Below are 25578 nucleotides of genomic sequence, written 5' to 3'. Positions count from 1 at the left end.
ATTTCGGACTACTTTTTTGCATATACAATCTTCTTAATACTGTCTCTGGATAGGCAAAACCGGTCGGCCAACTGGTCCATCGTGACCCCGGTTGAAAATTCTAAACGAATGTTCTCATTTCTATGATCCAGATATTGTCGGCTGCCGGATTTCTCGCCCCATTTCTTACGCACTCCGTCCGGCTTGGGGATGTACACCATCCCGCCATGAACATATTTCTGTACTTCCTTCAGCAAGGCTTCCGGGAAGATCAGGTCAGCATTTACATATTTCATAATAGCTCCGCTCCTTTAAATGTTGAAATCTTAAAGGTAGCAAAGTCTATGCTATAAACATCAACACTGTCATTAAAAGCGGTTACTTATTTACATTTGGCTCTATGCAAACAACCGCTTGTTGTTTATAGAATAAACTTTGCATAGAGCGCTGATCTAATCTTGCCATGGGGTGGCCCCTCCCTTCCTTAACATGCAACATAATTACTTTTTCTTCCTCCCTTTATTCTCTCCTCGTTTAGCATTATCCGCAACCCTAAATTTTACAATCCTGCTTATCAATTCATAAGGCAGCAGTTGGCCGATGGGGAATTGTACTGACCCTTTGGCTCCCTTATACCCTGACAACTCTTCCTTAAAAGCCACAATTCCACTGGCTCCTGGGTAGAATCCGATATGTTTCTTGTATGCGGAAAAATGCACCAGATTACCTTGCAGAGCAAAGGTCGGCATCTGATAACTGATCTTCTCCACCGCCTCCGGCGCAGCTTCGCGGATAACATCTCTTAACTTCTGAAGTGTCTGCTGAACTTCCGCAGGGAACAACGAAATGTACTCATCTATCGTCGCAAAAGCAGGTTTGTCTGTATCCATTTTATTCTCCTTTCACAGCATGGTTAGTATGCTTATATATTTCCTGACTCATCCTATCTTTCACGCTATTTCAAGCTCTTTGAAGCTCATTTCGATGATTCGATATCGATAAAATTCTCCAGAACTCCTATCAGTTCGGACAGATCGTCAATAACCGCATCAGCATGTATTGCGGACTCCCAGTACTCGTGCTTTTTCCAAATCGCTCTCATTCCTGCTTCTCTGGACGCCTGTACATCGTTCATTGGGTGGTCGCCTACGTATATACTCTCTTCAGGTGCTACGCCCAGACGCTCTGCTGCCACCTTAAATATTCGATGATCCGGCTTTCTTAGCCCCTCCTGTTCTGATACCAGAATCGATGAGAAATATCGTTCAATACCCAAGGCTTGGATATTGCTCATTTGCAGTGCTGTAAAGCCATTGGTTATTAGTCCCAACTCTATTTCCCGCTGCTGTAACTCTTTTAACAACTCAATCAAATTAGGAAATGGCACACAGGCCTGATGAAACTGTGACACATAATCTTCGAGCAATTCTTCCCACGTCGCTCCCTGAATCCCAAACTCATCCATCAATTGCTGGTAGACTGCATCCTTCCACACATAGCCCCGTGCATCCAGCTCAACGAATCGATTGATAAAAGCTTTCTTTGGAATATGCCCAAGGCAATGACCCCAGCGTTGATGCTGCATATCAACAAATCGTTTCAAGGATGAATCCCGATCCAGCAGCGTTCCGTCCAGATCAAACAGCACAGCTCGTATCACTTTGATGTATCACTCCCCTGAGATTAAATTTGGGTCTATTCGGCTTCGCCTGAAACCACTCAAGTAATTGTACTTCTTGATCTCCCATTCGCCGAGCTATATAATTGAAAAATCTTCTAATTTGGGGTGAAATAGATGTCTTTCCGTATCGTTCGAGGTATGTAGCTGCCGGGCTGGATAAAACGCGTACCAGTCGTCAAGGGGAAATCTGCCCTTTTGACCCAGTGCAATCTTGAGGGACAGTCAACGGAGACTCCGTATTATTTTATTCTCATTGGAAGGTGGAATTTAAGAATGAAAACAATAAATTACGAGGAATTTTATGATAGAGTCGGTGTATTAAACGGTTGGGATTTCAGCCATGTGAAATGCATGTCCGAAGAAGCTCCCTGGGACTTCTACCGTGAAGTCACGAAGAGATGTCACCCTTCAGACCTCCTGCTGGATATCGGAACAGGCGGCGGAGAAGCCATTTTATCCATAGCTGATTCAACATTGCTGCTGGTCGGCATTGACCAGTCTAATGGCATGATGGAGACGGCAAGCAGGAATCTTGCTGAATCCGGCAGAACAAATGTCCGTTTTCTGGAGATGAATGGTGATCGGTTGGAGTTTCCTGCACACTTCTTTAACGTTATTTCATGCAGGCATTCTCCGTTTGCCGCCAAGGAAATCGCACGAGTCTTGTCCAAGAATGGGGTATTCCTGACCCAGCAAGTGGCTGAGAACGATAAGCTGAACCTTAAAGAAGCGTTTGGGAGAGGGCAAGCTTCTGGTATATCAGGAGGAACCTTGCAAAAACGGTACATCGCTGAACTCCGTGAAGCAGGCTTCAGGGAGATTAAGTCCTTCGAATATAACATCACCGAGTATTACCAGACCGCTGAAGATCTTATATTTCTGTTGAAGCATACGCCGATCATTCCTGGCTTCGGTCAGAACGAAGGGGATTTTCAGATTCTACAGCAATTTATTGCAGAGAATCAAAGAGAACAAGGCATAATGACAAATTCAGCGCGGTTTATGATCATTGGCCTGCTCTAGGGCTAGTGGGATGCTGGGCTGGTTGCTGAAAAGGTGGGTGGTTGACTGAGTGGTGGGCCGCTGTTTTGGTGAACTGGTCGGGTGCTGATATGCTGCTGAATAGGACGTTAGTGGAGTGAAAAAAGCTGGTAGGTCACTGAACTAGTGAGCTAGTCGACTAGGTGCTGGTGCTGAGCTAGTAAGCTGGACAACAGTTTACAAAGACTCAGCTACTAAAGGCAAAATTGCACCTTATTTTTCTCAATATTTCCATTATGGGGTGATTAAGTGCATTTTTGTCCCTTAATTCCCTAGAAAAGGCCTTTGGGTGGTTCATGGGTGGATTTTAATGTGCGTTTTTGCCACTAAACTCCTTTTTTTCGCTCTCCTCAGTCTAAATAAGGAGCATTTCTGCCATTAATTGATCTCTGTTATTCTACAGTCTCTAAAGTTCCCTCGGGAATGATGATCCGTTTGTAAAAGAGGACCTCAAGCCCCATAAAACCGTGGGAGCTGAGGTCCTTCCTTATAGGACAATATGCTTCATCTTCGTAAGTCCATGCTTAATCACTATACGCACATAGTTAATCCTCATTTACTCACAGCAATCCCTACAAGCCCATACTCAATCCTTATACGGATCGAATTCATCCGCCCCTGCCATACACACTCCGATCGGTTTCAAGACATGTATGACCTCAATCGTCTCCGCGTGAGCGTCCAATACTTCCTGGAGCTTCCGGTATACAAACGGACTTTCGTCCGTCCCAGCTCCGCGCAGCTCCACATTAAATGCCTGCACCGCGTCCAGCATTTGCGCCTTCGAGATTTGTCCGCCGCTGCGGGTGCGGGTCTTCCAGTTCATTTTGCCTGCGGCCTGTGTCCGGCTCATGATCCGTCCAGCCCCGTGAACGGTGCTGTAATAAGCCTCCCGATTCTCTGCGGTATCTTTCCCCTTAACGATCACAGAAATGTCGCCCATGCTCCCACCTATAAAGCCCATCTGACCCGGTGCGGACGGTGTAGCACCTTTGCGGACCACCACCGTCTCTTTCCCGTCATGAGTTTCCTTCCAGGCATAATTATGATGGTTATGCACTTCAAAATCAGCTTCTGCCCCCAGGATCGACAGCACTTTGCGCATTACATAATCCCGTCCAGCGTACGCATAACGCCCCGCCAGCTTCATCGCACGATAATACATATCCCCCAGCTCACTGTTCAAATCCAGCAGGAGCGGCGGCTGATCCATCTTTTCACCCGGCGCGTTGGCTAAGAATTCACGTCCTGCTGCCAGGTTGATAAAACCGCTCGCAGTCTTATGCCCGAAGCCCCGACTGCCAAAATGATTGCCGATCCACAGCCGTCCTGTCTCGGTGTCTTCAAAGAGATCCACGTAATGATTCCCGCTCCCAACGGTTCCAAGTTGATCACGGGCCAGCGTCTTCAGCTTGTCATGCTCTGCTTTTCCTACAGCCCGGTACACATCCCAGTCCGGATCGTCGAACAGCTCATGATCTAATCTCTCGTTATTGATACGACCTACGCCAAAAGAGATTTGACGGGCGATATCATTCATAATCCGGGCCAGCCCGGATTTTACATCAGCCGCAGATAGCTGCGTCCGCACCGCTTTATTGCCGCACCCAATATCATAGCCCACACCGGATGGCGAGATTTGCCCGTCATAGACAACGACACCACCAATAGGCTGGCTGTACCCTTTATGATGATCTGCCATAAGCAGCGTCTGAACCACGTTGCCCGTCTTGGAACAGGTTCTCGCCTGAGCAAGCGCTCCCTCGTCAGGCTTTCCCCAAACACGTACACCGTCAATATTCTGATATGCCATCTTGCATTCACTCCTGTAACGTTACTATGTTTCTAAACAATTCATCGAGCCGCTGATCCTGACCACCTTCGGCTGTCTCTAGTTCGGATACGATCTGCTCGTAGTAGCTGATTCTTTCCTCCAAAAATTCATTAATGGGCTGAATTCTCGGCTCGTAATCCATCTCGTCTCCTGCTCTTTTACGGACCAGTAAACCATCGACGGCCGCTCTAAGCAAGCCCTTCTCCGGCAGCAGGGCCTCCATCAATACTGGAAATTCGATAGGCGGCATCGTGTGGAAACGCTCGATCCATTCGCAGGCCAGCATTGGACGAAGCACATAGAAATACTTCTTTATTTTCACATGATCGCCCTTCAAGTAATCACGATAGTTCCCCTTGGCCATATGTAGATAGTGGTGCATGCAGGATCTTGGGGAGAACGTGAAGGAAGAGATATCGCGGATTTGCCGGACGACCACTTCATTCTCCATATAGACAATCGGGGATTGTAGCCACTCCAGCAGCGGCGGATTGGATTTGCGGAATAAATTCAAGGCCTTTTTCAAATCCCAGCCGTTAATGTCCAGCATATTGCTGATTGGCCGTTCAATGACATCCCGCTTCTCAAAAATAGACAGATACCATTCCAGCGGCCGGATATATAGAAATCTTACGTCATAGTCACTGTCCTTGGAAGGAAATCCCCAGGCCCGGCTGCCTGATTCGCAAGCATACAGAATATGGACATTCTCTTCCCTTTCGATCTTCTTCAACTCTTCTATAATGATTGCTCTAGCTTCGGTCATAACGCTCTCCTCCTGTTCAGCCCCGCGCGTGGTTACTACTTTATATTTTACTTATTATCGGAAGTTCGAACATGGCAGAAGTATTACGATCACAGAGCAGTTAGCCATTCCGCCCCCAGCGCTGCCCTGTTACAATGAAAGGAAGACATTCATGAAACGGGGAATTCAGGTGGCCAAGGAAAGCTTTGATAAAGAAATCCAATTCCTGCGTATGCTTGCGCTCACAAGCGGCGCGTTCAATAGACAGCAATTCGCTGACCGGCTGGGTATTTCCGTACATACCTTTGACAAGACCATCCGCCGGCTCAAGGATATCGTGAGTTCTACCTATCAGCACCTCCCGGAGGAACAGGGTAAAGAATTCGCTGAGACCCTAAAGTACAGCTACTATGACTCTACCGATCCCATGCTGTTATTTCTATTCCGTGCCAAGTCGGTAAAAGAAAGCGAAAGCCAGCGCCTGTCTCTCTTGCTGGGTGCCATGAATACAAACGCAATGACAGCGATGGAGCTTCTGGACATGTGCTGTGGCAGCTTGCTCGCAGGTGTTCCCCAGCCCGATGAGAAGACGATCCGTTCGGATCTGAAGTACCTGGAAGAGGTGGGGGTTATCCGCAAAGAAGGGGCCACCCGTCCTTTCCGCTACCGCGTACATAACGATTTGGTGCAGCAGTTAAGCCATGAAGAGCTTATCGACTTATATGATTTTGTAGATGTCATGGCGAACACCCAGGTCCCTTCTGTGCAAGGCTATCTGCTGCGTGACGGGCTGAAAAAGCATCTCTTGCGCAATCAGATCGAACAACCAGCCATCGAAGCTTTTTTATATAAGTATCATTATTACTCACGGATCTTGGACGAAGCCCATTTGTTCACCTTGCTTGGTGCCATTCGCCAGCGCCGTAGAGTCACCTTTCTCTACTTCTCGCCAAAGTCTGAGAAAAGCTATGGCTCCAAAAATACCAACCCATTGTTCGAACGCGAAACCGAAGGCTCCTCGATAAAGACACTGCCGCTGAAGGTCGTCTACGACCATCAGTACGGACGGTGGTATCTGCTCGCGAGCGGCCGGGAAGGCCTTCGCAAGTACCGCATGGAAGGGATCACGCAGATGGAGACAGACGATCAGCCTGTGAGTGAGGAAGCGTTCCAGACTAAGCGCTACAAGCTTGACGAGAAAATGAAATATAGCTGGCTGATTGATACTGGACTACCGGTCACGGTGCGGGTGAGATTCTACAGTCCCGGAGATTCTGAACCGAATTTTGTAAGAGAACGGGTACTGCTGCAAGGACAGTGGGGACAGATCGTGGACGAAGATCCGTATTCTTTTATCTACGAAATCACCGTGAATGGGACGACCGAGATCAAGCCCTGGCTGCGGAGCTTCGGGTCCAGCTGTGAAGTGCTTGAACCCGTGAGGCTGCGCCGCGAAATGATCGCCGAATGGAAGGAGATATTGGCCTATTATGAACCTTTTCGAGAAAATTTTTAACTATCAGATCATCTCCCGTCTGGACGACAACGGCACCTTCATGGTCACTTCCCACGAAAGAGCCTGGCTGAAGACCATGCTTGAGCACCCCGCAGCAGCAGATGCATTCACTGCCGGGACGCTGGAGAAGCTGGTCTCCCTGCTGGAATCTGATCCCCTGATGGATACGGCTGAGCACTTAATCCAAAAAGCCCGCAGCAGGGAAAAACAAGTGTATCACCCGCTTCTCCGTACCTTACGCCGCCATATCACGGCTAAAGAAGCGGTCCAACTGACGTACGGAACCAAACGTGGCAGCGTACAAGAGGGGCATGCGGGGGTGCCTTACAAACTAGAGTATTCCATGGTCAAACGGGAATGGTATCTGCTCTGGTACCATTTGCGGCGGCGCTCGCTCATGAGTACCAAGCTAAGCAAAATCGTCAGCGTCTCACATCAAGCTATAGCTGCTTCCGAGTATGATAGTATTCTTCATGAGATCAGCCTGAGGCGCGACACACGTAAATTTGAGGCCGGCATTGAAATCGTCCCTGAATATAACCGGGAGCTGTCCCGCATTCTTTACGCCTTCTCCAGCTTTGAAAAGGACGTTGCATACGATGCGGATAAAGACACCTACAGTGTCAGCATCATTCTAACCGGGAATGACAGCGATTATCTGCTCTCCAAGCTCCGTTTTCTCGGCAAGCGGGTCCGGGTCGTGAAGGGCAATTACCTTAAGAAGCGGATGCAGGAATCGGCGATCAAAGCGCTGAAGCTCTACGGCGTGCTTCCTTCGGATGAGGAATTATCGTCGTAATGACACCTGATTCTTGCGGCTGGAGGGAGCAGAATTAGTCTGCCTCTCCCTCGGTTCAGGCATCTGGGAGGCGGAAAATAAGAGTTATACTCCCGCTTCGCCTTTGGACTTAACCCAGGTCATTGCGGATCTGCATCAACAGTTGGCCCAACATGTTCTGTCCGGTTCCATCACCATTGTCTCCCCAATAAGCATCGTTCTTCGTGTGTTCAATCAATATACAGTCCCCGGTGGATACAAGAATGTTCCTGATCTCAGGGTGCTGTCCGATTTTGGCCGTCAGCGCCTCTAACATAATCTCAACTTTAACTTGTTCCCAATCCGTTCTTAAGGGCCTGGAGCGTTCCCTCCCCATTCTGGCTGCCCCCATCGGAGTCGGTGCCAGTCGCACTTGTTCTTCGTGTTCCGTTCCTGCAAACTTCTTCGCCTGAAAATAATGCTCCGATGTCGGCCAGGTCTTACCCTCCAATTCAATCGGATATTTGGCAAAATTGGAGAAACAGCCATAAGCTTTATCCGTTTCGTAGAAATTGATGATTTTCACTGCCGGGTTCATTTTCTGTCTTCCTCACTTTCTGCTTTGCAGCCAGCTTATTTTCGATCCGCCAATTGACTAATCAATGAATCATACAAATGAATCAACTCCTGAGACGGGCGAATACCCAGCTCCCTGCTGAGCAGCCGGACATAGTCCGTGTAAAGGGCGTTCAGCCCTTTTTTATCTCCGGTCATCTGCCGGATCGTCATGAGCTCTCCAACCACCGCTTCGTCCAGCGGATTACGCTCGTTCAGCTTAAGCAGCAGCTTCGACGCAGCAGCGGTATCTCCCGCCGTAATTAGCACCCTGGCAAGCTGTTTTACGAACGCTGTATACATTTCCGCATACCGCTCTGTCTCATGGATGGCCCATACATAGGCTTTGTCACCGAACAAATCCCCTGTATATGTTCGTTCAATGCTCAGCGCTCGCTCTACATTTTCCGAATCCATGCTTTGCAGAGCCTTGACTTGATTTTCAAATTCTACGTAGTCAATCACTGCATCTTTTAATTCGAGTGCATAGCCATCATTCTCCGAACGGACTGACTCTCGCATCCCTAGTGGTTCCAGCGATTTGCGCAATTGATAGACAGTGGTATTCAAATAACTCTCAGCATTCGTCTGGTGCATTCCGCCGAAGATATCCTTCACCAGCCTAGAACGGGGGATTCGCTTACCCCGATAAAGTAGTAGATAAGCGAACAGCTCCGCGCACTTCCGTGAGGTCCATTTGACCCGTCCAGCCTCATTGCTCACGGAGACGTCCCCCAGCGCCGTAAGGATATTCCTGCGGGCAACAGCAGCAGATGCAGCAGGAGTGAGCTGCGCAGGGGATTGAATGCTCCGTTGGTTGGCCAGCACGCGATTTACCGTCCGTTCCAGTCTCTCCTGGGAGACTGGCTTCACCAAATAATCGACCACAGACAATTCGTAAGCCTCCAGGGCAAATTCCTTGTGCGACGTCACAAATACCACTTGTACAGGAGAAGCTGCGGCTTCCATCCTGGCGGCAAATTTCATTCCACTCTCGCCCGGCATGGAAAGGTCTACAAAAGCCAGCCCAACATCGGTATTGTCCTGTAGAAAAGAAGTCGCAGCACGTGTGTCTGTAAAAGCGCCTGCGACCTGAACGCCAGGCAATTTGACCAGCATTTTTCGCAAAATCAAATGCATAGTAGGCTCATCGTCTACCAAAATAACTTTCATAGGCTTCCTCCTCCATATCACTATTATCGAATCTCTCCGGCACACCCTGCGAGCCTGACAAGGAGAATGAGAAGGTCGTTCCGCTGCCAGATTCGCTCTCGAACCAAAGGTTTCCGCCATGAATGCGGACAAATTCACGGGTGAGCGCCAGTCCAAATCTCGCATCTCCCGAATCATTTCCGGTAGCCATCGCCTTCAGGAAAGGCTCCTCCAGCCGGAGCAGTTCCGAGGTCTCTTCATCGATTCCGGCTCCGTTGTCGGTGACAGAGATGATGATCCGCTCACCCTCCAGCACAGCTCTGATATCAATCTTACCGCCGACCCCCGTAAACTTGATTGCGTTGGACAGCAAATTCCGCAAAATGAGATCCAACATCTCTTTATCTGCCCTCACCACCAGCTTCTCGCTAATATCCTCTGTCAGCTCAATCTGCTTCATAGCGGCCTTTGGGCCAGCCAGCAGCAAAGCCTGCCGTACGACCTGCTGCAGATTCCAGCCTAATGGACGAAAGGCCACCTTGCCTTTTTGACTGCGATACCAATCCAGTAAATTATCAACCAGATGAAAGGTGCTCTGGACTTGGCCCTTAAGCTCACGCACCAACTCGGCATTCTCGAAATCGGCAGCCGTCAATTCATCATCCAGCAGCTCAGTCAGACTGACGAGAAGGGCAATCGGATCACGGATATCATGCGCCATAATCGTGAACAGCTTGTCTTTGAATGCATTAAGCTCGGACAACTGCCGGGCATTCTCGCGCAGCCGGGCCTCACTTTCCTTGATCTCCGTAATATCATTGAACATTAGAATCCGGCCAATTAGAATCCGGCCCGAATCGTAGATGAGCGACACGCTGCAGTTATAGTACATGTTGCGGTTGTCTTGAAATCGCTGAAAAGGGAACCGCTCTTCCCCCTCCCCTGCCGCCCGAATACGTTCAAGCAGTTCAGGGCTATTCCCCAACACTTTCTCCATCTCGACCGGATAATGCTTCGTCGATCCCAGCTCCGGGAGTACTTCTATCGCAGCACTGTTGTAACTGACAATTCGATCATCATAATCCAGCAGTACTACCCCGTCCCTGATCGTCTCGAACACCTTGGCGAGGGCAAGCGGCGTTAATCGCAGTAAATTGAACCGCAGGATACCCCACACGAAAGCCACACCCGAAATAGCAAATCCGAAGGGTGTCAGGTCAACATTCGTGCCATACCAAAAGAACGTATTAAGCAGAAATGGAGCCACAGCGCCAAGCAGCAGAACAACAATCTGCTTCCGTACCATCGGCAAAGCCTTCCAGTACATGGGGATAAACAGCGAAATACCGCATAGTACAACGGAATAATTATAGACAGTATGCACCTTATACCAGGGTCCCTTGACCGTAGTGTAGAGGGGGATGGAAGACTCTGTATTCAGAATATAACGCTCATACACCAGGTGATGCCAATCATTGGTGAGATGAAGGATAAAGACTGTCATGGGGATAGCGAACAGGATCAGTGCAAGTACTTTGCGATAACGAAATCCCGTCCCTGTGAATTGGAGAGCTAGAAAGAACCAGAGCGTCGAAATGAACGGAATACCTAAATATTCGATTTGAAGCGACAGCTTCACTTGCTCCAAAGTTCGGCTCAACACCTCAAATCCGTACCCCAGCGAATAGAACGCCGCCGACAACATAATCAGAATCATCGTTTTGGCAACAGGTAGATGGCGTTTCTGGTAAGACAGGAAAGAGACGAACAGCATAAGTCCTGTTGCGAAAAAAAGTGTGACCGACATCCATAATCTTGTGTCCACAGCTGCGTCTCCCTTATATCAAATAATTGCAATCTACACATAGAACAGGAGCATTATCCTCCCCGTTTGTTCCATTATAAACGCAAGGAGAAGAGCCGCGTAATCCCTCTTTTATTTTCAAAAGACCGACCCGTAACCGGATCGGCCTCCCTGAAAACTTTTGCAACAAACGTTATTTACTCAGTTCATATACGATTTTGGTAACCTTGGAGATCAGCGTGTAATATCTGCTGAAATCGGCGATATACGCGCCTCCGGCTTTTTTGAGCATAGCCAGAATAATCATCGCACCGATCACACCACGATAGGCATCCCACACAGTATCCGTAGCATCCAGCACATTGAATCCGGATAAGAACAATACTTTCAGCGCGATCTCCGGTTCATATACACCGTCATTTTTTAGCTGGTCCGTGATTTTGGAAAGACTGATGTTGGCATGGCGCAAGGCTGAAGCGGTAACAATCAGTGCGATCTCATTGTTGTTCAGCAGCTTGCGTTCCGCGGAGTTCAGCCCATCATAATAGGCTTGTCTCTCACGGGTCGAGACTTCTTTGATAATCTGGAACGTATACTTCAAGTTGTTGCCATTCGCTATCTGAAGCGCCGTCACCAAATCCGTGAGCGTGATCAGATTCGATTCCAGCATAGCCTTGGCAATTTCCTTGAGCGTCCAGCCTGCGATCTCCTGAAGATACATTGGAACCCAGCCAGGACGGCAGCCTGCGGCAAGCAGCGCAGCTGCCACCTCCTTGATGGTCTTAAATCCGCCATCGTATAGCGATTTGGCAATCTTATAGTAGCCCATATTCAGGTTCTTGGAGAGCAGCTTTGCCAGATCGTCTGCCGACATGCCCGTTGCCTTCAGGATGGCAATGGTATTATCGGACCCGACATTTCTGTACCTAATATATTCAACAGGTGTATAGCCGTTGCGGATCAGCCAGTGAAGCTGATCATCCGACGAGCGGTTACTCAGGAAGCTTAAGGCTTCCACCGCCGACAATCCCAGTTTTCTCAGAATCGCAGCAATATCATCGCCTCGTTGGCCTACCGCATCTAGGCCGCCCATGACAGCCTGGGTGCCATATCCTTGTTCACGCATGGCGAGTGCAATATCCGTCATGGCAGCATTAGGCAATCCTGCTTTTACAATGTTAATGACCTTGTATGGCAGCAGATTCCACTTTCTTAGGTACTGCACAATGGCCGCCGGGGTATCCACACCAAGCTGAACCAATTGCTTACCTTGTTCTTCCTCAGTACCTGCATTCTTGCGGGAATCGTTGTAATAATTGTACCGCATCTTCAGCACGCTGGCGTTGTCATAGCCCAGCGCCAACAGTGTATTGACCAAGTAGCTCGATGGGGCTGGCTCCAGCAGTCCCCGGATATCCAGCTCTGCGGCAACGTCGTTCGCGTTAGCTCCCCGCTCCTTCATCCGTTTCAGATAAGCGAATAAAGGATCTCTTCCGAACACCTCACGGACGGCTGCACGGAGACGTTCTGCTGACATCACTGTCGTAGACACTGTGTCCGTTACCCCCAGCTCATCCAGGTTGAAGAGCACCTTCAACGCCAGCACAATATCCGTATCCTTGAACTTGCCTTTCATAAAGCTGGCGACACTGCCCGGAGACGAGGCGCTGCCTGCCGGAAGAATCTTCGCCAGATACCCGACATTTGCATCATTATAGTAAACCTTGAATACGGCAAGCCCCAGTTCCGGACCTTTGTAGGATGGAGCAAGCATTTCCGTCGCCTGATCAGCCCCCATGTTGTAGGCATCCTTCAAATATTGAAGGATATCCTGAACTGGAGCGTTCTGCTTGATCAAGAAAGCTGTGGCACCCTCGGCCGTCGTGATCCCATAGAGATCAAGCACATCCTGCAGGGTACCTGACGATGTGTTAACTGCGTCATAGACCTGCTCTACCGCCGATTGGACCGCCGTTGCCGAATACAGACCCAGTGCCGTCAGAATAGTCTTTGCCTCTGATCGCGTCTTGCTGTAACTCTTCTTCAGCATCTCGGTAATATACGTCAACCGATAGCCGCCATTACTCAGCTCGAGAGCGGCAGCATCCGCACTCGTGAACAGCCCCGCTGTCTTAAAAGCGTTCATTAAGCCTGCATCATACGTTGAACCATAGACGGTATTTAGACTGTTCAGGATCGCTGTCGCTGAGAACGATCCATTCGTAATGAGCAATCCGGCCGTTTCCACAGACGATTTTCCATAGTGCTTCTTGAACATGTCTGCAATCTCAACCAGGGAAAAGCCAGCTGCCCACAGATAAGTAACCGCCGCCTTCTCCTCCGTAATCTCAGCTTCCTGCAGTACCTTTTGCGGTGAACGGCCTACAGCTTCCTGCGAATCCTCCCCGTAGACATGAAGAACCGTCCATTCTATAACATTCCCATCTTCAAAATGAAGAGCCATCAGTGCTTCTATCGTAGCCTTGGACGTGTTCCCGTAATAATTTTTGGACACTTCGATTACATCCTGCAGAGTGTAACCCATGGTACGCAGGTAAGGTGCAGCCTCAGCAATCGAGGGAATACCGCTCGCTTTCAGCAGCTCATCCAGACTTTGCTGAACCGGCTTGCCGTATTCCTGCGCAACTATAGATAGAATGTCCGCTGCCGGATAATGCTGTGTTTGCATTAACGTATACGTCGTTTCGCCAGCCATTAACTTATAGTAGGTTTTGGCTGCCAGGACGAGATCGGTCAACGTGAATCCGGCTTGCTGCAATTTCGGCAGGGCATCAGGGAATACGCTAATTCCCAGTGAGCTTAGTGACTCCAGCTTCGTCTGCTCCAGTGACTGATTGTATATCTTAGCTACAGCCCCCTCAATTTCAGGCCGGTCATACGAGCCCTCTGTCATCAATGCAGCGATGGTCTCTCCTGGCGTCAGGTTATAATGCTCCTTGCCCACACGGACAATGCCCTCCAGGTCATAGCGCATCTTCTGCAAGAACGGCACCGCAGCGTCAAGTGTGTTCATACCGCCTGCCTTCAGTGAATCCGCGATGTTAGACTGCTGTGTGCTTCCATAAATATCGGATACACCCGCCACTACATCGCCTTGACGGTACAGCATAGAATTCAGATGGGCCTGCAAGGCTCCGCCTGCCGATAAACCATACGCCTTAGCCAGCTTGATGCTGGTAGCCAGACTGAAATGGTTCTGGAATACGAAGGAGATGGCTTCTGCAAAAGAAGTAACTCCCTGCTCTTGAAGCAGACTATAAAGGGCCGTCTCCACAGGCAGATTATAGGCAGTAGCAACCGCTGTGATCAGGGCATTCTTATCGCCTACCGGCTTTTTCAGAAAACCTGCCGCCGTTTGGCCCGCGGTTAGTCCGAATTTCTCTTTGACCACGACGGAGATTTCTTTGATGCCAAAGCCTGCGTTGCGCAAATAATCTATCGCTTCGTCGGCATTGCTGATGCCTTGCGCCTGCAAGGTTTCAAATACTGTCGTCTCCAGGGTTTGACCATAGACACTGGCCATACCTGTCAGGATAATGTTCTGGCTGTTAGGATAAGCTGCAACGAGCAGTTGTGTCGCTTTTCCAGCCTCCAGTCCGTAATAGTCCTTCAAGGCGCGGGCAATGTCACCCAGCTTGTATCCGCCTTTTTGCAAGAAACTAATTCCTTCAGCAGGCGATTCAATCGCGGAAGCTTTAAGAATCTGTGCGATGGTAACCTGCTGCTGTCCATACAGCTTTTGCAGCAAAGCAATCGTCGCTTGCAGGTTGTTGCGGTTAGAAGAATGAACAATCAGCCCCTTCATGACCTCCTCCTGGCTAAAGCCGCCCTGGACAAGGGCGGGACCCACCATCTCGGAATCCCAATACGTGCGGTAGCGTGCAGCCAGGGTATTAATCACGGATGTGGCCGTTGCCCCTTGCGACCGGAGTGTCTGAATCCATAACGTGATGGGATCACTCCCGTATGCCCAGGCCAACGCCCAGCCGATGATCTCCTGGTCTTCTTGTGTATGCTGAAGCAACACCGACATGGCTGCGCTGGAATCCAGACCATAGGCCTCACGCAGAACAAGCGCTCTGTCCTTCAGAGGATAAGGAGCCAGCCGCTCCACAACCTGCTCCATCGGTAGTCCCGTACTCTTCAGATAAGCGGTGACGTCGCTTGCAGCAATACCATAACTGCTGAAAGCCATAATCCACTCACTCCAGCCCTTGCTGTCGAAGGCAGCTGCCACTTCTTCGAAGGCGTACCCCGCATTCTTCAATGCCGATAGCAGATACGGCATCCCTTTAGCTCTAATCCCTTGCGTGGAGTAGAAATTAATCGTGCCTTCGATGATAAGGTCCAGCGTGTACAGCTTGGACATACTCATGGCTACAGTGATATCGGGCAGCGTAGCTTTGGAGAACAAATACTGAACGTCCTTGACTACAGTAGCAACGGAGCATGCACAGCCAAATCTGGCGAACGCGCTAGTCCGCTCCAGCTCCACCCATTGTTCCAGGGTTACACCCATCTGACTGATTAGAGCTTTGCCGATCGCGTACTTGTCCCACATTTGTACGTTACTCATCGCTGTGGCGACGGTCTCCACATCCAGCTTGACCTGTAAATCCCCGGCGAATACCGACCGGATGGCCGCCAAGACATCGGCTGCCTCATAACGGCTTGTATAATCATTGAAGAAAAGCTTCATGGCATCGTCCAGGGTGAACGCTTCTCCTGCCTGGATCAGGGCATCATGAATGCTTTGCAGTGATTTGGTCGCTGTCTGCCCGGCAAGCCGGAGCTGCCGGAACACTTCATAACGATTGCCCGAATACACATGTCTGAGATAATAATCAGTCAGACTAACGTGATCGTAGCCTGCCGCGAGCAAATATTTCATCGTTGCATTGCGCGCATTTGGGTATAAAATGCCCAGCGCAGTACCGATGTCTGCTCCGAACTCTTCCCGCAGCAGAGCGGCTCTTGCCGAGAGATCAAAGCCGCTGGAAGCGAACTGAGCCATAACGTCATTCAGACTTACACCTGCGGCTACCCACAGGTCGTTGACGATGCCTGCAATTTCTTTTACACCATAATTCTTGCGTACCAGTGCGCTGATCATGACCCCGGCCCCGTCACCGGTCGATTGAACCGCCTCCGCAACCGTTCTTGGAGCGATCTTCGCATTCAGCAGCGCAACTGCGCCCTCTGGCTGCGGATATTTTTTTCTAAGCATCGAATACAGATACGGCACGGAGAAGCCTGCGCCCAGGAAGGCCTGAATCGCTTCTTCTGCACTTGCAAAATTGTAGAATTCCGCAATCGCACCCGCGACCTCATGATCGGGATATCCGCTTTGGGACAGCCATGTGGCCGCCGTAATGGCATCCGCACCATACAGGTCTTTAATAAGAGAAGCCGTATCTCTTGCCGTTTGCTGACCTTCTTGAAGGGCTTGCACCGTATCAAATGAGCTTAACCCGTAGGCCGCTTGAACGGCACCAGCGATCTCCTTCTTGTCATAACGGGCCAATTGCAGCAATGCAGCAGTCCCGCCGCTTGTCTCGCTATAATGCGTCCGAAGAATACTTGCGGTTTGCGCTGCCGGCACCTTGTAATACTTCAGGTAGCCGGTCAGATCCTTGCTGGAATAACCAAATTTCCGCAGCGCAGGGCCAAGTGTATCTGTTGTATAGCCCGCTGCAATTAATTCGCCAATGAGTTCGGAACCAAAAGCGCTATCGGATCTTCTTATCGAATCATAGGCTTCGAATATGGTTATGGCGTCAGCATCCAGCTTATAGAGAATCGGAGCAAGATCACTGCGACTCAGCATATATTCCGTAACAAGCGTTTTGTAAATATTCGCAGTCTTAAAGCCCCCGTTACTAAGCAGCTGTGCAGTCTCCAGCGCGGTCTTACCGTATTGCTCATGCAGTACCCTCGCCGGATAGGCCGCATCATTCTTATACGCATAGCTGGTAACCAAGCCTTGAATGGTCGCTACATTCGTCACCGGCATGTCGTTAAACGTCGGCAAATACGTCTGATTGACCGCTTTTACTCTATTCACGCCGGTATATGCCACCCAGGCGGTTGAAGTAGAGCCTATTCCACGGCCCGAAGCATTCCAGGTTAAAATAATCTGCGTCTTGTCATTCCCAAGCGCAGCATTCACCAGGCTTTGCCACTGCCCGTCAATCTTTACGGAGAAGGACGAACTGGCAATGACGCTTTCCAGCAGCTTATCGAAGGTAAGGATAACCTGAGTACCGCTTTCGTTAGACACGGCATTGAGCAGTTGTGGCGGTGAGCTGATGTTGTTCACCACTAGCTCATTTTCAAATTCATAACCGGCTTTGCTAAGCTTGAGCTTGAATTCTTTATTGTAGGCCAGGTTGGCCTTCACCTGATAGGTTTGACCGTAATCTGCCGTACTTGCCGAGCTAATCGTAACCTTGGTCCCGGCGTCGAGCAGGGTCAGGCCAAGCTCCGGTACCGGAATATTCAAGCTAAGGGTAAAACCATTCTCGTTGACGCCGATCAACTTGGCTGTCACCTGATAGGCGACGTAGACACTGATCGCTGGCCCGAAGTCGTAGCCTTGTTTCTTCAAGCGCAGGGAGTACGTATTGCCTTCCGCAAGTGCCGCTTGAACGGTATAGGTTCCCGCCGTTTCGCCGGCAGCGACACCTGTTACAGCTACGGGATCACCCCCTGCGGACAGGATTTCAACATCCGCTGCCTGGAGATCAAGTTTTCCCTGACCCAGCAATAACGTGATTCCGCTTGCGGCCGATTTCGTCACTTTAGCGCTGACCGCAACCGGCACAATAACTTCAACCGGACCTTTCGTCGGGTGCGCTGGATCGTTAATGGACAGGATGTAAGTCTGTCCAACCACTAGCGGCACGCGTACGGTATACGTCCTGCCTGCCTTCGCGGTGTTTTGGTTCGGATCATAGAACCTGCTGCTATCCAGCTTGATCAGCTGGTGATCCGCCCCGGTCAAATACACCTTCGTGTAACTCAGATTCGGAACCGCCACGCTAAGATTCAAATTGAATCCTGCGGTCGTAATATCCGAAGCGGACAAGACCGGCATTTCCCTGACATCCAGTTGAACTGGCGGACCAAAATCATAGCCTTGCGCGGTAACGGACAACGTGTACACCGTTCCTTCTGTCAGCTTGGCTACTGCCTCATAGGTCAAGCCTCCGTCCGTGGTTACCAGAGAATCAATGATCACAGACTCTCCTGTGCTGTCCTTCAACATTACATTGCTTGTCTTCAGATCTGGAACGGCCGTCTGCAAACTTAACACAAATCCGTTCCCGGACAGCGCCGTCACCGATTTCGTAACACGTTTCAGCACGGTAAACGGCAATCCTATTCCGAAATCATAGCCGTTCTTCGTCATCTTCACACTGTACGTGCCGCCATATTGCAGGGCCGCACGAACGGTATAGGTCAGGCCTCCATCCATCGTTGTCGCAGTAATGACAGAGACGGTCTGCCCCTCTGCATCGGCCAATCGGAAATTCCCTCCGCTGAGGCCGGGAACCGCCCGGTTGAGCCTGACCGTCAGTCCCTCACTATGGATATTCTCGGTCGTTAGTTCGATCGGTACCGGCATCGTCAAGACAAGCGGAGCGTCCAGTGTATAACCCGCTGCCAGCTTCACCGAATAGCTGTCTCCTGCCATCAGCGCCGCAGACAAGGTGTAACCTGATCCACCGTTTAACGCTTTGACGGACGTAAGCGGTACGGTCTGACCACCGGCATTCTGAAGGATGAAGCTGCTGGCCTGGAGGCCTCCGACAGCAGGGGTGAGCAGAATCGTAAATTCTTTGTCCCCGATGTCTCCAACCTCACCCTTGATGACGCTCGGAAGCACAGCAGAAACCGCATCACCAAAATCATAACCATTCTTGGCTAGCGCAATCGTATACGTCTTGCCCCCAATGAAGGAGGACTTGACGCGGTAAGTAGCGCCGCCATCCTCCGTTACTACGGACGCGGCAGTCAAGGCTTGCCCGGTGCTGTCCTTCAACGTGAAGTCACTTGCTGTCAAGCCCGGCACCGCCGGATTCAGACCGATGTCGACATACGAAGCTCCCGTGTTCAGCACGGTGGAGCTTACGATCACCGGCACCTCAACGACGACCGGCTTGCCGAAGTCGTAACCGTCCTTGACCGGAAGAACCGTATATTGCGCCGTGCCGCGGAAGTCATACTCCACTTTATACGTGTTGCCCCCGTCCTCTGTGGACACCTTCGAGGCAGTGGCAACTGGAATACCATCCCGCTGCAGCTTGAATTCGCTTGGCAGCATATCCGGCACCGCATGATCGAACCGGAGCATAAAGGCATGGTTGTTCCCTCTTTCCATTCCCTCAAACGTGGCCGCGACTGGCTGCACCAGTAATGGAATGCTGGCTCCGAAATCATATTCCGGCTTGTTCAGCCCCAGTGAATAGTGCACGCCTGCCTTGAGAGTCGCCCCAATCTCATAAGTCAGTCCGGCATTGCGGCTGACGATAGAATCTATAGTGACTTCCCCGCCCTGATCGTCAACCAGAACAACTTCGGGTCCTCCCAGATTGAGTGCTGAGGACATGTGCAGCTTGAACCCCTTCAAGGACAGTCCATCAACGGTGGCCGTGCGGGAGTTCAACTTAATCTTGTCTAGCTTGCCAAAAGCATACGGAGCTTTGTCGGCAATGGTCACTTGATAAGTTTTGCCGCCGGAGAGCGGTACACTGACATTGTAGTAGTCCACAGCCGCACTCACAGGCTGGAGGGATTGCACCGTCACCGTATTTCCTGCCTCGTCGGTGACTGTAATGTCAGTCGCACTGAGATTCGGCACGAACGGGACCAATGCCAGTCTGAAGCCCTTTGTGGAAGCAGCATGAATGATGCCATCGACCCACAGCTTGAACCCGATAGACAGCGGTGCTCCGAATACATAACCTGGATAAACCGTCTGGAGCGTGTACAGTTCTGCCGGATTAAATTCGCCTTCGATGCTGTAGAATCCGCTGCCGGGATTGCTTACTCTTATGGCAATCTTTTTCCCTTTGCTGTCAAACAGCGAGAAATGATCTGTGGTCAGACCTGGCAGGCTTGGAGTGACAGACACAATGATTTTATTCACTGCTGTGCTCACAAGACCGACCTTGGCAGTGACCGGTATATCAAAGGCTACAGGAGCCTCCAGTTTAAACTCATCTCTGGCCAAATCGAGGGTGTAGCCTTTGCCTGGCAAAACAGTATCCAGCGCAGCCAGATAGCTTAAGCCTTGATCCGTAGTCTTCAAAGAAGACAATACCTGGATCACATTCCCCTGCGGATCACGCAGAATGACCTGCTGCGGCGTCAAGCCAGGGACGCTGGAGCTGAACTGAAGCTTGAAGCCGGAGGCTGTTACGCTGCTAATGGTTGCCTTGACCGTTCTGACAATCGTAAATGGCACTGGGTCATTGATTTGGTACAGTAGATCCGACTTGTACTGAACGGTATAATGCCTGCCGCTCTCCAGCGTACCCTGAAGCAGGTAGGTAGCTCCTGCGTCGTCTGTAGCTGCCGAAGTCAGTGCCAGAGTCTCACCAGCATCGCTTTTCACGATAAAATGTTTCTTGTCCAGCCCTGGAATAGGTGTATCCAGTCTGAGCTTCAATCCCGAAACATTCGCCTCGCTAACGGTAAGTACCGGCGGAGTGATAAACGTCACCGGGTTCATCGAGAATTCATCCTTGTTCAGCTTGATCTGATAGGCTGTACCCGGTTGAATCCGGCTCGGCACATAGAGCTGATAGGTCGCGCCGCCGTCAGCCGATTCGAACAGGTTAGGATAATATACAGTGCCGGCTTCATCCGTGATCGACAAGCCCAAGTAATTCTCGATCTCCGGGAAAGCTGGTGTGAACTTCAAGGTCAGATGTCCGTCACTCGTTACGTCTGCCACACTGGCCGAGATGAATCGGTTGACGTGGAACGTGACGGGTGAATCAAAGACGATAAAATCCTTGTTCAGCGTCATCGTATAGTCCGCGTTGTTAGCGAGAGCTACACGCACATGATAGGTTGCACCGTTATCGGCTGTCGATAGGGTTAGTCCGCTAACCTTGTTATTCTGCGCGTCTTTGATGCTGATATGGGACGGAAGCAGGCCGGGCACGGGATTCTCAAATGAGAGATCAAAGCCCGCATTCGTGATATTGGATACCTTCGTTGCCCCCGCGTGAATCGTTTCCGCTACCTGAAAATCAACCCCGGCTGCCGGCAAATGGCCGGTTAGCTTCAGATTATATTTTCCACCCGGCAAATTGGCCGCCAGCTGATAATTGCTGCCTTGGTCCGCTGTCAATGCAGACTGGATGGCTACAGGATCACCCGTAACCGTATTGACAAGCACAAAGTTGCTCGCACTCAGACCATCCAGCGCATAATTCAGCTTCACGTTAACTCCGCTACTAGCAATCTGGTTCACCGAGACTGTCGCAAGCACGGGAACCTTGACTGTGAAAATATTGCTGTCCATCTCCGCATCCACTGTCAATTGATAGGTGTCCGGCTGCAAATTAGCAGATATCCGGTAGCTGGAGCCTTCGTCTTCCATAACGACTGATTGGATAGCCACCGGAGTGCCGTCCGACTTCGTCAGCTTAAATCCAAACTCCTTATTGATCACAACAGGAGGAACCAGTACTAATCTAAACCCTGTATAAGAAGGCTCAATAATCTTATTCTGGGCGAATACCCAAATCGTTTTCGGAGCCCCGAAGTCATATCCGCTTACTTTTACCGAGACGGTATAGCTCTGCCCCCCTGATCCGGCAAAAGTAACAATGTACATCCGTTGACCGCTGTCCCACGCCACATTGGTAATGGCTACCTCATTGCCTGCGGCATCTTTCGCAAAGAAATTATCCTTGGTCAGGCCTGGCACAGCCGGGTTAAGACCCGCCATGAACTGAGTCGGCTGCCGTCCGGCGTTCCAGACGTTCAGGGTAGCACTGACTAGTGTCGCCGGTTCACCGAAGCTGTACCCCGCAGCGGTAACTGCAAGTACAAAAGGGCCACCCGAGTTGAGCCGTGACGTTTGCAACAAATAACTTTTGCCATGATCGTCGCTTGTAACCGAGTCTAGAGCGATGGGATTGCCGCTTCCGTCCTTCAGCTTAAAAGCAGCAACGGTTAAACCCGGCACCGGCAAGGCGAAATGAACCTTAAGTCCGATATAGCTGCCGGGAAACCCCTCATAGGTGGTGTGCTTGTTGATCTCCACGATCGCAGGCACACTGACTGTTCCTTCGAAGTACCACGCATCTTCTGTATCCAGGCGGTAGTGATACACCCCTTCTGTGGACAGATCTCCCGATACGACCGCCGACTTGCCGTCAGCACTGAACTGAATACCGTCAACCTGGACAGACCGGCCACTGTTATCCTCCAGCTTAAGGTCACCGGCAGTAAGACCGGAAATAGGGTTCTGAAACACAATCTCAAAGCCGCTGTGCGTAACCCAGCCAACCGAAGACGGCAATTTCTCCGCCTCCACTTTCAGGACAACAGGCTCTGTAAAGGCGTATCCTTCCTTGTCCAGTGAGAGGGTATACGTGTCGGCCTTATCCAGCGTGGACCACACCTCGTATTCCTTACCGACAACCACCGCGCTGAGCATATCTATGCTTACACTCTCTTTGCGCCCGTTCTTCAGAACGAAGTTCAATGCATCCAATTCCGGCAACGTCTTGTCCATCGTCAGGAGAAAGCCATAGGGTCTGACGTTCTTCGCCAAAGGCGTTACCGTCGTCGTCTCCTCGCCAGGCACGGCAAACGCCAACGCCGCTCCGAAGCTGTAGCCGCTCTTCTCGATGAGAAGTCCGTAAGTTTCTCCCTTCGTCAATGCGGCAGCCACCGTATAGGAAATGCCGTCGTCGGAACTTGTCGCTCCGCTGATTGCAACGGGTTGATTGGCCTTATTCAAAAGGATAAAGCTCGAACCGTCCAATCCAGCCACCGCTGGGCTGAACGATACTTTAAAGCCATCTTCACTGATTCCGTATACCTCGGCAGTTACAGAAATCATTCCGGGATCTGTAACTGGCACGAAAATCGTTGCCGCTGGGCCAAAGCTATAACCTGGCTTCGTAACCATCAATGAATACGTAACGCCCTCTTCCAAGGAGACAGTGACGTCATAAGAGATACCTTCGCTGTTCGGCGTGACTTCTCCAATCGTGACTCTCCCGCCGTTGCCAGTACGTATGAGTGAGAAATTAGAGTTCTGCAAGCCGATAACGGGCTTGTCGAACAATACCCTAAAGCCTGTGGTGCTAATATTCTGTACCATCTTCGTGACTGCAATATCTTGTGGCGGTGTGACCGGTACACTGAAGGTTACCGGAGCCCCGAAGTCGTACCCTGGCTTAGCCAGTGCAACGGAATAAATCTCGCCTTCGTTTAAGTTAGCGGTCACCCGGTAGGAGCTTCCTCCGGTTAACGAACCCACGAACCCGACTTCCAGGACACGGCCCTTAGGATCTTTAAGCGAGAAATCCGCAGCTGTAAGATTCGTAATGGGAGTGCTGAAATTAAGCCGGAAACCTGTTGTGGCTGGAACAGTCACCGTTACTTCCACCGTTGTGTTGGATGGCGGAGTCGGGGTTGGCGGAGTTGTTCCTCCACCTCCACCTCCACCGCCGCCGCCACTTCCACCACCGTTACCACCAGCAACGGCACCCGGCAAAGGTGTAGAGGAGGATTTTCCACGCTCCGTTGTTTCCACGCTGCCCGGCTTGGTCTCGAAGGTAACATTCGGCGCATCCACCAGCGCTTTGAGAATCTCTCCCTCACCTTTAACACTGGCTGTGCCGTGGAATTCGATGTGGTCTACCCTTACGCCTTTGTTCAAGATAATCGTTGAGGATTGTACACCCTCGTTAACGATGATGCGACTAGTCGTTCCTGAGTTGATGGTCAGCTTCACATTGCTCTTGACCTCAACTAGAGTGAAATTCCCGGATAGCGTAACTTCTCCGGTGGCAGAAATCGTAATGCCCTCTATACCGCTGCTGGACGGTGCCACGTTCGACTCGACACTGGCATCCGACTGAACATCCATCTGCGAGATAACTGTCGTTCCGCCGACAACCACCCGAATCCGGCCATCCACCCTATTAACCACAACGGTCTGGAGCTGAGAATCATCAATATGTACGCTATGTTCCCCGCCGCCATTGATTGAGGTCTTCCCCAACACGGTCACATGATCAAGGTAGACATCGCCTTCCCCGACTTTTTGACCGATCACCAGGTTTCCTTTGACCACCAAATTACGCAATGTAGTGCCCGGCGCGTTGACGGTAAGATCCCCGGCGACCGTAAATGTGCCTGTAGCCGGCCCATAAGTACCTCCTGATTCCAGCGTCTTGGCCGCTGGAATCACACCCCCATCGGCACTAGTCGCCGATGGTTTCATCACGCGGTCCAGCAGCACTACAGCTTCGGCCCGCGTAAGCGGCTTGCCCGGACCAACGGTTTGATCCGGGAAGCCCTTGATGTAGCCCGCCGCCAGCAGGGCGGCTAGCGGATCGCGGCCATAGGCAGGCACACTGCCTTTGTCCTTGAACGCCTCCAGCGGGTTCTCTCCCTCCTTGAGGAGGAGAGGAACAAGCTTCGCGACCATCACCGCGGCTTCCACGCGGGACAGAGATTTACCCGGCTGAAAGGTCCCGTCAGGGAACCCCTTCAAATAGCCAGCCTGCACAGCTGCGCTGACCTGAGATGCAAACCAGGCATCGGCTGGCACATCCTTGAAGGTCACATCGCTTGTTCCTTTATAAGCAAACAAGCGATTCACCAGTGTGACGAATTCTACACGTGTGATGATCCCATTCGGACGAAAGGTGCCATCCTCAAAGCCTTTAATGAGTCCTTGATCCACCCATTCACTGAGTGGCTGCTGCGCCCAATGGCCCGCGATATCCGTCGGGATTGAAGCCACGGTTCCTGCCGCCTCAGCTTTGTTGCCGAGGCCAAGGACAGGCTCCAGCATCCCCGTGAGCATACTTACAATCAAAAGCCAATTGAACACAATGATCTTCCATTTTCTCGCAAAATGCTGTCCCAAAATGATTTCCCCCTTCATAAAACGATCCTTGCCCTACTGCATGTATTGGGCTTGCCCGGTTTTCTTGTTCATAGATGGAATTCATAGCTTCCATATATAAGTCTATAGAGGGTGAATAAAAGAATAATGAAAAATTTAGATAAAAAAGAGACAAAAACCGCGTAGCATCAAGCTTTCACGTTTTTTGTCGAATGGGATAATTATTTTCAGGAATAATGATTAAGGTCTAACTTTCAAAATGATCCCTCTTAGTTTATTATTAATTACAAAATCATGTATATTTCATTGTTTGTAAAGTATAT

At 50.6% G+C, this 25578-nt stretch carries 12 protein-coding genes; 3 read left to right on the top strand and 9 right to left on the bottom strand.

Going from position 1 to position 25578, the window contains the following annotated elements; genetic code table 11:
- Positions 1 to 8: 8 nt before the first annotated feature.
- The 3 genes from ACFVRY_RS25260 to ACFVRY_RS25250 all read right to left on the bottom strand — a co-directional run bounded on the left by ACFVRY_RS25260 (position 9) and on the right by ACFVRY_RS25250 (position 1639).
- On the bottom strand, positions 9 to 275 hold the full coding sequence (locus ACFVRY_RS25260; protein WP_066379779.1) for a CD3324 family protein: 267 nt from the start codon (positions 273 to 275) through the stop codon (positions 9 to 11).
- A 204-nt stretch (positions 276 to 479) separates the two neighbouring features.
- Positions 480 to 869, bottom strand: coding sequence for an iron chaperone (locus ACFVRY_RS25255; protein ID WP_387503033.1), 390 nt, complete (start codon positions 867 to 869; stop codon positions 480 to 482).
- Positions 870 to 955: 86 nt separating this feature from the next.
- Positions 956 to 1639, bottom strand: a complete 684-nt coding sequence (locus ACFVRY_RS25250) for an HAD family hydrolase (protein WP_387503032.1) — start codon at positions 1637 to 1639, stop codon at positions 956 to 958.
- A 294-nt stretch (positions 1640 to 1933) separates the two neighbouring features.
- Here ACFVRY_RS25250 and ACFVRY_RS25245 point away from each other — a divergent pair, with 294 nt between their 5' ends.
- Positions 1934 to 2683 carry a class I SAM-dependent methyltransferase gene (locus tag ACFVRY_RS25245; protein ID WP_387503031.1) on the top strand — a complete coding sequence of 250 codons (750 nt, stop codon included), beginning with the start codon at positions 1934 to 1936 and terminating at the stop codon, positions 2681 to 2683.
- A gap of 604 nt (positions 2684 to 3287) precedes the next feature.
- On the opposite strand, the gene ACFVRY_RS25240 is transcribed toward ACFVRY_RS25245, so the two are convergent.
- Positions 3288 to 4514: an RtcB family protein gene (locus tag ACFVRY_RS25240; RefSeq protein ID WP_387503030.1), complete on the bottom strand. Its 1227-nt coding sequence runs from the start codon at positions 4512 to 4514 to the stop codon at positions 3288 to 3290.
- Positions 4515 to 4521: 7 nt separating this feature from the next.
- Positions 4522 to 5301: a nucleotidyltransferase domain-containing protein gene (locus ACFVRY_RS25235; RefSeq protein WP_387503029.1), complete on the bottom strand. Its 780-nt coding sequence runs from the start codon at positions 5299 to 5301 to the stop codon at positions 4522 to 4524.
- Positions 5302 to 5470: 169 nt separating this feature from the next.
- Here ACFVRY_RS25235 and ACFVRY_RS25230 point away from each other — a divergent pair, with 169 nt between their 5' ends.
- Positions 5471 to 6796 carry a helix-turn-helix transcriptional regulator gene (locus tag ACFVRY_RS25230; RefSeq protein WP_387503068.1) on the top strand — a complete coding sequence of 442 codons (1326 nt, stop codon included), beginning with the start codon at positions 5471 to 5473 and terminating at the stop codon, positions 6794 to 6796.
- Positions 6771 to 7595 carry a WYL domain-containing protein gene (locus tag ACFVRY_RS25225; protein ID WP_387503028.1) on the top strand — a complete coding sequence of 275 codons (825 nt, stop codon included), beginning with the start codon at positions 6771 to 6773 and terminating at the stop codon, positions 7593 to 7595. The genes ACFVRY_RS25230 and ACFVRY_RS25225 overlap by 26 nt, the downstream gene beginning before the upstream one ends.
- Before the next feature lie 109 nt (positions 7596 to 7704).
- On the opposite strand, the gene ACFVRY_RS25220 is transcribed toward ACFVRY_RS25225, so the two are convergent.
- The 4 genes from ACFVRY_RS25220 to ACFVRY_RS25205 all read right to left on the bottom strand — a co-directional run bounded on the left by ACFVRY_RS25220 (position 7705) and on the right by ACFVRY_RS25205 (position 25276).
- Positions 7705 to 8151: a riboflavin biosynthesis intermediates N-glycosidase gene (locus ACFVRY_RS25220; RefSeq protein WP_387503027.1), complete on the bottom strand. Its 447-nt coding sequence runs from the start codon at positions 8149 to 8151 to the stop codon at positions 7705 to 7707.
- 35 nt (positions 8152 to 8186) lie between these two features.
- The gene (locus tag ACFVRY_RS25215) at positions 8187 to 9341 is read right to left on the bottom strand and encodes a response regulator (RefSeq protein ID WP_387503026.1); all 1155 of its coding nucleotides are present in this window, start codon (positions 9339 to 9341) and stop codon (positions 8187 to 8189) included.
- On the bottom strand, positions 9316 to 11145 hold the full coding sequence (locus ACFVRY_RS25210) for a sensor histidine kinase (RefSeq protein WP_387503025.1): 1830 nt from the start codon (positions 11143 to 11145) through the stop codon (positions 9316 to 9318). Before ACFVRY_RS25210 ends, ACFVRY_RS25215 begins: the two co-directional genes overlap by 26 nt.
- 172 nt (positions 11146 to 11317) lie before the next feature.
- The gene (locus ACFVRY_RS25205; protein ID WP_387503024.1) at positions 11318 to 25276 is read right to left on the bottom strand and encodes an S-layer homology domain-containing protein; all 13959 of its coding nucleotides are present in this window, start codon (positions 25274 to 25276) and stop codon (positions 11318 to 11320) included.
- Positions 25277 to 25578 lie beyond the last annotated feature (302 nt).

Origin of the sequence: Paenibacillus sp. NPDC057934 (assembly GCF_042887565.1) — a bacterium.
Lineage (GTDB): Bacteria > Bacillota > Bacilli > Paenibacillales > Paenibacillaceae > Paenibacillus_AQ.
This window is presented reverse-complemented; position numbering and strand designations above follow the sequence as displayed.